Source organism: Streptomyces sp. NPDC058955, assembly GCF_042741435.1.
Lineage (GTDB): Bacteria > Actinomycetota > Actinomycetes > Streptomycetales > Streptomycetaceae > Streptomyces.
Genome location: NZ_JBHYKM010000067.1, coordinates 1 through 9,323 on the forward strand (window position 1 = coordinate 1; position 9,323 = coordinate 9,323).

The 9,323-nt window shown below is 72.2% G+C and carries 10 protein-coding genes and 1 pseudogene; 3 read left to right on the plus strand and 8 right to left on the minus strand.

All coding sequences use genetic code 11. The annotated features are described in order from the left end of the window. Nucleotides 1-122 precede the first annotated feature (122 nt). A complete protein-coding gene (locus ACFW1I_RS23740; protein WP_043224790.1) occupies nt 123-410 on the minus strand; it encodes a metal-sensitive transcriptional regulator in 288 nt (95 codons plus the stop codon). A gap of 119 nt (nt 411-529) precedes the next feature. Continuing rightward, the gene (locus ACFW1I_RS23745; protein WP_384673263.1) at nt 530-946 is read right to left on the minus strand and encodes a YciI family protein; all 417 of its coding nucleotides are present in this window, start codon (nt 944-946) and stop codon (nt 530-532) included. A gap of 132 nt (nt 947-1,078) precedes the next feature. Here ACFW1I_RS23745 and ACFW1I_RS23750 point away from each other — a divergent pair, with 132 nt between their 5' ends. After that, a complete protein-coding gene (locus tag ACFW1I_RS23750) occupies nt 1,079-1,705 on the plus strand; it encodes a MarC family protein (protein WP_384673265.1) in 627 nt (208 codons plus the stop codon). 171 nt (nt 1,706-1,876) lie between these two features. On the opposite strand, the gene ACFW1I_RS23755 is transcribed toward ACFW1I_RS23750, so the two are convergent. Together ACFW1I_RS23755 and ACFW1I_RS23760 are read right to left on the minus strand one after the other, a co-directional pair. Continuing rightward, complete coding sequence (locus tag ACFW1I_RS23755) at nt 1,877-2,941, minus strand: aldo/keto reductase (protein WP_384673268.1); 1,065 nt, start codon at nt 2,939-2,941, stop codon at nt 1,877-1,879. A gap of 127 nt (nt 2,942-3,068) precedes the next feature. Next, nucleotides 3,069-3,992: an alpha/beta fold hydrolase gene (locus tag ACFW1I_RS23760; RefSeq protein WP_384673271.1), complete on the minus strand. Its 924-nt coding sequence runs from the start codon at nt 3,990-3,992 to the stop codon at nt 3,069-3,071. Nucleotides 3,993-4,164: 172 nt separating this feature from the next. On the opposite strand from ACFW1I_RS23760, the gene ACFW1I_RS23765 reads away from it, so the two are divergent. Then, nucleotides 4,165-4,638 (plus strand): carboxymuconolactone decarboxylase family protein, encoded by a 474-nt coding sequence (locus tag ACFW1I_RS23765; RefSeq protein ID WP_384673272.1) that lies wholly within the window; start codon nt 4,165-4,167, stop codon nt 4,636-4,638. On the opposite strand, the gene ACFW1I_RS23770 is transcribed toward ACFW1I_RS23765, so the two are convergent. The 4 genes from ACFW1I_RS23770 to ACFW1I_RS23785 all read right to left on the minus strand — a co-directional run bounded on the left by ACFW1I_RS23770 (nt 4,635) and on the right by ACFW1I_RS23785 (nt 8,329). Continuing rightward, nucleotides 4,635-4,853, minus strand: a complete 219-nt coding sequence (locus ACFW1I_RS23770; protein WP_384673274.1) for a DUF4287 domain-containing protein — start codon at nt 4,851-4,853, stop codon at nt 4,635-4,637. The two genes, ACFW1I_RS23765 and ACFW1I_RS23770, sit on opposite strands and share 4 nt — an antisense overlap. A 74-nt stretch (nt 4,854-4,927) precedes the next feature. Next, nucleotides 4,928-7,183: an ABC transporter permease gene (locus ACFW1I_RS23775; RefSeq protein WP_384673277.1), complete on the minus strand. Its 2,256-nt coding sequence runs from the start codon at nt 7,181-7,183 to the stop codon at nt 4,928-4,930. Continuing rightward, nucleotides 7,180-7,854 carry an ABC transporter ATP-binding protein gene (locus ACFW1I_RS23780; RefSeq protein WP_384673278.1) on the minus strand — a complete coding sequence of 225 codons (675 nt, stop codon included), beginning with the start codon at nt 7,852-7,854 and terminating at the stop codon, nt 7,180-7,182. The genes ACFW1I_RS23775 and ACFW1I_RS23780 overlap by 4 nt, the downstream gene beginning before the upstream one ends. A 61-nt stretch (nt 7,855-7,915) precedes the next feature. Beyond that, nucleotides 7,916-8,329, minus strand: coding sequence for a hypothetical protein (locus tag ACFW1I_RS23785; protein ID WP_384673280.1), 414 nt, complete (start codon nt 8,327-8,329; stop codon nt 7,916-7,918). A gap of 293 nt (nt 8,330-8,622) precedes the next feature. Between ACFW1I_RS23785 and ACFW1I_RS23790 the strand changes: the two are divergent. Then, nucleotides 8,623-9,193: pseudogene (locus ACFW1I_RS23790) on the plus strand (hypothetical protein); the annotation flags it as partial. Nucleotides 9,194-9,323: the final 130 nt, after the last annotated feature.

The window sequence follows — 9,323 nt, forward strand, 5'->3', positions numbered from 1 at the left end:
CCTCCCCACCCTCCCCAAGCGCCTTAAGGGCCTCGCGGTCGACTGACGCTACCGGGGCCGGACTCAGCGCCCCCGGCTCCACGGCCGGGGGCGCTTCGTCGTGGGTCCGCGCGGGGGCGGGCTCAGGCCAGGGACAGGAACAGCTTCTCCAGCCGGGCCCGCATCTTGTCCGGGTCCTCGCCGTCCCGCTTCCCGTTCTCCATCTCCGTCAGGCACTGCTGCAGCCCCGTCGCGATGATCGCGAACCCGGCCCGGTCCAGCGCCCGCGAGGCGGCGGCCAGCTGGGTCACGACCTCCTCGCAGTCGCGCCCCTCCTCGATCATCCGGATCACGCCGGAGATCTGGCCCTGTGCCCGGCGCAGCCGGTTCAGCACGGCCTTGAGCTCCGCGCCCGCGAGATCGAGTTCCACAACCACTCCTCCAGGACATACCCCACGGGGTAATTTACTCCCCGGATGCGGGGGGCCTTCGACCACCAAGGATGACACCTGCCGTCACCCAGCCCCGTGGAGCGTCGTGCGGGAACCGCTCAGTCCTGCGTCGGACCCGCCTCGTCGATCCGGCGGATCACCACCGGGTACTCCGGGGCGCCCGCCGGCTGGGGGCAGCGGGCCACGCGGGCGGCGATCTCCGTGACGCGGTCCAGGCTCGCGCAGTCCAGGACCCAGTAGCCGGCCAGGACCTCCTTGGTCTCCGCGTACGGGCCGTCCGTCACGACCGGGCGGCCGTCGCCGTCCACCGACACCAGGCGGGTCTCGCCCGGGTCGGCCAGGCCCTGGCCGTCGAGCATCTCGCCGCTCTCCAGCAGCTCCTTGTTGAGCGTGTTCATGAAGTCGAACATCGCGGTCAGGGACTCCTTGTCCCAGGCCGGGCTCTGCGCCGAGCCGCGCCCGGACATCGCCTCGTAGTCGGCGTGCGAGCCCTGCACCATCACCAGGTACTTCATGGTGTCCTCCGTGTCGTGTGGGGTGGTTTCCCCTCTCGAAGGTGGGTCGGAGCCGCCGCCGGGATCTCGACACCGCGCGGACGGAATCGCGAAATACGTACCGAATCACCCGAACAACCCATGATGTCCGCCATGGAGACCTTCACCTTCGCCGGCGCCTTCATCACCTTCTTCTCCGTCGTCGGCCCGCCGAAGGTGCTCCTCGCCTTCGCCGGCCTCGCCCAGGTCCACCCGGTCCGGCAGCTCCGCACCATCGCCCTCGCCTCCTCCGGCGCGGCGGTCCTCGTCGGCATGGTCACCGGCGGCACGGCGCCCTGGCTGCTCGACCTCTTCCACATCAGCACCCCCGCGCTCCAGCTCGCCGGCGGCGTCATCTTCTTCATCTACGCCGTCGGCCTCGTCCTCGGCGTGCACCTCGGCTCCGACGGCCCGCACGACGACGCCCCCGACGTCCGCAGGGGCGTCCGCGAACTCCTCATGCCGTACGTCGTCAGCCCCCTCGCGATGACCGCCCTGCTCATCGAGGCCGCCAACCGCTCCTCGTTCAGCTGGCGCTCGACCGTCGTCGGGGCGTACGTGGCGGTCATCGCGCTCGACCTGATCTGCGTCCTGCTGCTCGCCCCGATCCTGCGCCGCACCCACCACGCCACCATCGAACTCCTCGGCAGGCTCCTCGGCCTGCTCCTCGCGGCGGTCGGCGTGGACCTCCTCCTCGACGGCCTCTCCGACCTGGGAGTCCCCGGACTGATCCGGCACTAGGCCGCGCCCTTCGGATCACGCCGGGCGCTCACGCCGGGCGCTCACGCCGCCAGGAACCCGGTCACCGTCCGCACGAACGCGTCCTCCCTCTCGAAGAGGACCACGCACCCGGCACCGACCTGCGCACCGGGGTCGGCACCGAGCGGTTCACCCCCTGACGGTGCCCCGCCCTCAGGCGTCGGACGCGGCCCGCTCGCCCAACGGCCGCCGCCGCAGCGCCGGTTCGACCAGCGCCTGCGGCCGCCAGGCGCCGTCGGCCCGGTAGAGGTCCGTCCCCGGCGGCACGATCGCGTCGATCCGGTCGAGCACCTCGTCGTCGAGGACGAGCGAGGCGCCCTTCAGCAGCCCGTCCAACTGCTCCATGGTCCGCGGCCCGAGGATCACCGACGTCACGGCCGGGTGCGCGGCGACGAAGGCGACCGCGAGCTCGGGCAGCGAGCAGCCGATCTCCTCGGCGAGCAGGGCCAGTTCCTCGACGGCGTCGAGCTTCGCCACGTTCTCCGGCAGGGCCGGGTCGAAGCGGTGCGGGGTGATCGCCGCCCGGCCCCGCGAGAGATCGACCTCCCGACCCTTCCGGTACGCCCCCGAGAGATAGCCGGAGGCGAGCGGCGCCCAGGTCAGCACGCCCATCCCGTACCGCTGCGCCACCGGCAGGACCGCGGTCTCCACCCCGCGCGCGAGCAGCGAGTACGGCGGCTGCTCGGTCCGGAACCGGCGCAGCCCGCGCCGCTCGGCGACCGCGTGCGCCTCGACGATCCGCTCGGCGGGGAAGGTCGAGCAGCCGAAGGCCCGGATCTTCCCCTGGGAGACGAGGTCGCCGAGGGTGTCCAGGGTCTCCTCGATGTCGGTCCGGTGGTCCGGCCGGTGGACCTGGTACAGGTCGATCCGGTCGGTCCCGAGCCGGACCAGACTGTCCTCCACGGCCCGGACGATCCACCGCCGGGACAGCCCGCCCCGCGCGGGCCCGTCCCCGCCGACGGGGAAGTACACCTTGCTGGCGAGCACGGTCTCGTCCCGGCGGCGCGGATCGCGCAGCGCCTTCCCGACGATCTCCTCGGACTCGCCCGCCGAGTACATGTCGGCGGTGTCGACGAAGTTGACGCCCCGGTCGAGGGCGGAGTGGATGATTCTCACGGCGTCCTGGTGGTCGGGGTTGCCGACCGACCCGAACATCATGGTGCCGAGGCAGTAGGTGCTGACTTCGATCCCGGTCCCGCCGAGTACCCGATAGCGCATGCGCGGCACCTTAGGACTTCGAGCGGACTCCAGCGCAAGCCCCCGCCGTGCCGCCAGCCCGGCCCGTACGCCCGCCGGCGTGACGTCCCGCGAGGACCGCCCGTCACCCCGTCACCCCGTCACCCCGTCACCTCGTACCTGCCTCCGGCGTGACGTCCGGCGTGACGTCCAGCGTGACGTCCAGGGCGACTTCCCGCGTGACGTCCCGCGTGCCATCCAGCGTGGTGCCCTGCGGGAACCGCCCCGTCACCTCGCGCAGGAACGGCGCCACGACCCCGTACAGCTCCTCCGGCCGCTCCAGATGGAGATCGTGCCCGGCACCGGGGAAGGAGACTCCGCGCAGCCCCGGCTGCCGCCGGACCATCCCGTCCCACTGCGCGTCGCCGATGATCCCGTGCTGCCCGAGGACGGCGAGGAGCGGCACGTCGATCGCCTCCCACTCCTCCCACCAGGCGCGGAAGGCGTTCTCGGCGAGGGAGTGCGCCAGCGTGGCGGCGTCGAACCGCGGCCACCACCCCCCGTCCCGCTCCTCCAGACCCGCGGCCCACCCCTCGCCGACCGCCCCGCCCCCGAGGTGCGCGACGGCCGCGGCCCGGCTCGCGAACGGCACCGGCCACCCGCTCAGCCACCCCACGACCTGCGCCACGTCCTCGGGCGAGGACTTGTCGGGCCCGGCCTCGACGATTACGGCCCCGGCGATCCGGGGATGCCGCCGCGCCGCGGCGAGCAGCGCGGCGACCCCGCCGTACGACTGCCCGACGAGCACGAACGGCCGCCCGGGCTCCGCCTCGACGACCGCGAGCACGTCCTCGACGTACGCGGCCCGGGAGACGTCCCGCGGCTTCCGCTCGCTCGCCCCGTGCCCCCGCTGGTCGAGCGCGAGCACGCGGTGGCCGTCGGCGCTCAGCGGCCGGGCGAGCCCGTCCCACTCCCCGCAGTGCCCGGCGAGCCCGTGCAGCAGCAGCACACCGGGCCCGTCCCCGCCCCAGTCGCGCACCGACAGCGCCGTACCGTCCCGCACGAACTCCCGAGTGACCCAGCTCACACCCATCTCCGCCCCACCCCCGTCACACAACCCGTCGCAGGTCCGTCAGTCCCATGAAAGCCCCGAACGAACGCACCACGCGAACACCGAACACCGAACACCGGCACCGACACCGACACCGACACCGACACCGACACCGACACCGACACCGACACCGAGCATCATCAGGGAGAATCGGATGAACCCCCGCCTCAACCTCTTCGCCAGCCCCGTCGCCGGCAAGGTCGTCAAGCACCTCGCCTCGGCCGGCTTCGCCATCCCGGACGCCGTGCTCCCGCACAGCACCCAGGAGCTGGTGAAGATCCGCGCGAGCCAGCTCAACGGCTGCGGCTTCTGCCTCGACATGCACACCAAGGACGCCGCCGCGGCCGGCGAGACCGCCCTCCGCCTGAACCTGGTCGCCGCCTGGCGCGAGGCCACGGTCTACACGGAGGCCGAGCGCGCCGCCCTCGAACTGACCGAGCAGGGCACCCGCCTCGCCGACCACCACACCGGCGTCACCGACGCGGCCTGGGAGAACGCGGCGAAGCACTACGACGAGGAGCAGCTCGCCGCGCTGGTCTCCCTCATCGCGATCATCAACGCCTTCAACCGCCTCAACGTCATGACCCAGCAGCCGGCCGGCGACTACGTCCCGGGCCAGTTCTCCTAGTTCCCCACCCGGCCGTCCTCGGCCCGGACGGCCGCCACGAGCGCGTTGGCATGCCCGTGCCCGAGCCCGTACTCGCCCTTCAGCCAGCCGACGAGCTCCATGTGCCTGGCGAGCGGCGAGGACCGGATCAGCTCGAACCACTCGGACACGGGCCGCCCGTACTTCGCCTCGATGGCGGGGAAGTAGCCGGCGGGACCCTTGGGGGTGGTGGACATGAAGACCTCCGAACGATCGCTGCGAAACCGGAGGCGCCCACCTCCACCACCACAGACCCCGCCCGCGCCCGAAACTAATCTCTCCGGATGTGCTCAGGATCCACATGCCGCCGCACCATCGGTACGGAGGCGATCCCGGCGACGACGAGCACCCCCACCGCACTCCCGACGAGCAGCGGCAACCCGGCCCAGTCCCAGTGCACGGCCCCGCCCCCGGTGATCAGATAACTCGACTCGGCCAGCCACCCCGCGACGACCGCCCCACCCAGCCCCACCCCCAACGGCACGACCACCTGCACCACCTGCACCACCCGCAAGGTCCCGCCCCGAGCCCCCAACAACCCCAGAGCAGCCACCTGCCCCCGCCGCTCCAACGCCCGATCGGCCACGGAAACGACGAACGCGGCAACCCCGACGACGAGCCCGAGCACCATCCCCACGACCAGCAGGCTCCGGACGACGGTGAGTTGCGCCAGCGCGTCGATGACGATCCCCACCGCGTCCACCTCCGCGGTCGGCGCCACGGCCCCGATCCCGTCGAGCACGGCCCGCACGGTCGCCGGATCCGACCCCGAGACCAGCGTCAGCGTCCCCGCACCCGCGGCGAGCCCCGCCGGGGCCATCGAGGGCGGCACGAGCAGGCTGTGGGGCTGGAGGACGGAAGGCTGGTACGCGCGCATCTCCGCGCTGCTCTCGGGCACGGTGACGACGGACTTACGACCGTCCCGGAGCGCGAACGGGAATCGGTCCCCGGGCTTCGGGTCGTACTCGGACGGCGGGTTGCCGTCGCCCAGCCGCACGACCCTGCCGTCCACACAGCCCCGCACCGAGACCGCGAACGCGGCGACCTGGTCGCAGGTGCCGACGACCACGTCGAGCCCGGTCCCGAAGGGAGCGCCGGGCGCGCTCCACGAGCTGTACGAGGCCAGATGGGCCCGGACGCCGGGCAGCCGCGCCAACTCCCCCTGCTGTGCGGCGCTGAGCCCGCTCATCGGGAGCTGGTACTCCTGCACCGGCGCCGTACGCCGGCTCACCTGGTCCAGCTCGATGAGCACACCCTGCGTGAGCGAGGCCCCGAACACCAGAAGGACGAGGCCGGTGACCACCCGGAGCGAGGAGCCCGGATCCACCTCCGTACGCCGCATCGCCAGCGTCAACGGAAGGGACCTGGAGACTCCGGCGAGGTGTCGCGCGAGCCAGGCGGTGACGGGCGGCAGTCCTACGACGAGCCCGACACCGGTCAGCAGCACGGCACCGGGAACGAGCGTGGAACTGGCGGATCCCCCGGACGGGTCCCGCCCCATCACGCTCATCACGCAGTAACCGCAGATCACGCCCAGCCCCGGAACCAGCAGCAGCGTCCCCCATTTCCGCGGCGGCCTGCGCTCCGCCGTCCGGCGCACGGCGATCGGGGAGAGCGCGGCCCGCCGGGCGCTGAACAGCCCGACGACCCAGGCGAGCGCGGGGCAGCCGACCAGGCACACCGCCACGGTCGACCACTCGGGACGCCCGTCCGCCGGGTACCACCGCAGCCCCGGAAGGCCGATCCGCGCCGCGATCTCGTTGACGCCGAGATAGCCGACGAGCCCGAGCACCGCCCCGAGGCCCGCCGCCGCGACGGTCTCCCCGGCGTTGACCCGCACGGTGTCTTTGATGCTGAGACCTACCAACCGCAGCGCCGCCAGCCGCCGTGCGCGGGACTCCCCGGAGAGACGCGCGCAGACGGACAGGAAGATGCCGAGGGGGAGGAGCACGATGCACCCGAGGGTGAACCGGAGGATGTCCAGCGTCTCCGGGTCGATGACCTCGTCGTGGAGTCTTCCGCCGCCGAAGCGGGCGAGCGACTGCGGGTCGGTCAGCCTGTCGGGGGTGGTGCCGACGTAGGCGTAGAGCTCGTCCGGGCCGCCGAGACCTTCGGGTCCGATGGTGCCCGTCACTCGGCCGGGGACGAGCCCCGAGACGCCGGGACGCGCCGTGAGGACGTCGCGAAGCGCCGGCGAGACGACAGCCTCCCCGGGGCCGGGGAGCGAGGCGACGCCCGGGGGAGGCGGAACCGGGCCCGGTCCGGTGCGGGCGAGGAAGACCCGTCGGAGCGGCCTCGATCCATACGGGTCGAGGAACTTCTGGTAGACGACGGTCCCGTGCTCGGCGGGCACGGGCTGCCGCGCCGTGGTGCGGCTGTCGTGGGCCGAGAGGATCGTGGGGATGGTCAGGACCGCCGCGAGGCAGGCCACCCCCAGCCCGGAGCCGACGGCCATCAGCAGGAAGCGGAGGCGTCCCCGGCGCCCGCTGCCCCACAGCAGACGCAGTCCGAGCAGCAAGGGGTTCACACGGCCACCCGCTGGGCGAGCACGCCGTCCACCATCGTGTACTGGGAGTCGGCGCGGGCGGCGACGTCCGGGTCATGGGTGACGATGACCACCGCGGTGTCCTGGTCCCGCGCGAGGCGCAGGAACTCCTCCAGGACCGCCGAGGCGTTCGCACTGTCGAGTGCCCCCGTCGGTTCGTCCGCGAAGACCACGTCCGGCTGGTGCACCAACGCCCGTGCGACGGCGATCCGCTGACGCTGTCCGCCGGACAGTTTCGAGGCCCTGCGGCGGAGCAGGTCGCCCAGGCCCAGCCGACCCAGTACGCGTGCCGCCGCGGCGTGGGCCCGGTCCTTGGCGACGCCCGCCAGGCGCAGGGGCAGAGCGGCGTTCTCCTCGACGGTCAGCTCGTCGAGCAGTTCGCCGTACTGGAAGACGAACCCGATGCGTTCCCGGCGTAACGCGCTCAACTCGGTGTCGGGAAGGGACGACAGCTCGACGCCGTCGAACGTCACCGTCCCGCGCGCCGGCGGCAGCACACCGGCGAGGCAGTACAGCAGGGAGGACTTGCCGGAGCCGCTGCTCCCCATGATGGCGGCCACTTCGCCGCGCGCGAGTACGAAGTCGGCGTTGCTGACCGCCTGTTGCTCGCCGTAGAAGAAGTCCACGCCTTCGGCGCGGAGAATGACGTCCATGATGCCGGGCTCTCTGGAAAAAGGGGGAGCCGCTGAGCGCGGCTCCCCCGGTCGGGCTAGGTCAGCGGTGGAACTCTCGAAGCTTCGAGCAGTTGTCCGGCCGCAGTGAGCCGCGGTCCCGGCACGCCTGGATCCGTGCCTGACCGGTCTCGAGCATCGCGCCGTCGAAGAAGACGTGGTCGACATGGACCGTCTTCTTCTGGACGCCCTTGACCCGGGTCCAGCCGTAGGCCTCGACCCTCGCGCGGAGGTAGACGTTGTGGCCGTCGTCGGGGTCGGAGTCCTTCAGGTTCCCATCGACGTGGAACCCGCCGTGGTGCACGAACCTGGGCTCCCACTTGTAGGAGCCCTTGAAGAAGACGCCCGAAGAGCGCATCTTCAGCCCCTTCCACGAGTCCGCCACCGCCACCCCCGCCCCGCCGAAGAACAGCCCCGCCACGACCGCCGCCGTGAGCGACTTCCTCAACTTCCCCATGAGTTGCCCCTGATTGCTTAAAGAGCCGACTGGTCGTCACAGAACGTAGCGCCTCCGTCACGGGGCGGGCGCCGCAGGAACGTGCCTCCCTCAGATCACCGCTCGATCCGGTGAACGGAACGTCGAAAAAGCATCTCTTCGGCGACATCGCGGCGGCACGAAAGGCCAGGTCAGAAGGGTTCTCGTAAGGGATGGTGGGTCACAGTGGGCCCGTAGGAGTGATCACTGGTGCGCCTGCGTGAAGTGATCCGCACCGCCCCGAAGGATGCGCGCATGCGCATCGACCTCACCCCCCGTCACACCCCCCCCGCCGCACGGTCCGCCGTGCCCTCGTCCCCCTCGCCGCCGCCCTCGCCCTCCTCGGTACCGGCGTCGCCTCCGTCGCCCCCGTCGCCTCCGCGGCCGAGGCGTGCGGGTCCGTGATCACCGCGCCGCTGGAGCGGCCCGTCTCCGCCGACGATCCCTGTCCGAGCACCGACCCGGTGGTGCGCCGGATCCGGGTGATGCCGATGGACGAGAAGGTGGAGGCCCAGCGGACCCGGATGGGTACCACGGGCTCCTGGAGGACATGCGCAGCACCGAGGCCCGGATGCGCGAGGCCGGCGCGAGCGACGAGGAGATCGCCCGGGAGATGGTCGACATGTGGAACCAGGCCAAGGCGATCACCGCGCCGGGATGACCGAGGAGGAGGTCCGCGTCCTGGAGGCCCGGAACCAGGCGAAGTACGGCAACCCCCTCGGCCCCACCGCCGACCAGCTCTACGCCAAGTACGGCTCCTGGCCGAAGGTCATCGACGCCTCCATGCGCACCAGCTACGCGGTCGACCGCGAACTGAGCCCGGAGTACCGCCCCTGCCCCGTCTGATGTGATCCGACTCTCCCGGACCGGACCGGACCCGTCCGCCCGGACCGGGAGAGCCGGCGCAACGCCCGGAACGTGGGAGTGGGGGCCCCCCCCCCCCGGGGGCGCACGGCCTGCCCGAGGAGTGGTGCCC

Bases quoted from the DNA above. Each gene is read 5' to 3' on its own strand.
- ACFW1I_RS23745 (WP_384673263.1), bottom strand. From the start codon at position 946: ATGAAGTACCTGGTGATGGTGCAGGGCTCGCACGCCGACTACGAGGCG.
- ACFW1I_RS23750 (WP_384673265.1), top strand. From the start codon at position 1,079: ATGGAGACCTTCACCTTCGCCGGCGCCTTCATCACCTTCTTCTCCGTC.
- ACFW1I_RS23755 (WP_384673268.1), bottom strand. From the start codon at position 2,941: ATGCGCTATCGGGTACTCGGCGGGACCGGGATCGAAGTCAGCACCTAC.
- ACFW1I_RS23760 (WP_384673271.1), bottom strand. From the start codon at position 3,992: ATGGGTGTGAGCTGGGTCACTCGGGAGTTCGTGCGGGACGGTACGGCG.
- ACFW1I_RS23765 (WP_384673272.1), top strand. From the start codon at position 4,165: ATGAACCCCCGCCTCAACCTCTTCGCCAGCCCCGTCGCCGGCAAGGTC.
- ACFW1I_RS23770 (WP_384673274.1), bottom strand. From the start codon at position 4,853: ATGTCCACCACCCCCAAGGGTCCCGCCGGCTACTTCCCCGCCATCGAG.
- ACFW1I_RS23780 (WP_384673278.1), bottom strand. From the start codon at position 7,854: ATGGACGTCATTCTCCGCGCCGAAGGCGTGGACTTCTTCTACGGCGAG.
- ACFW1I_RS23785 (WP_384673280.1), bottom strand. From the start codon at position 8,329: ATGGGGAAGTTGAGGAAGTCGCTCACGGCGGCGGTCGTGGCGGGGCTG.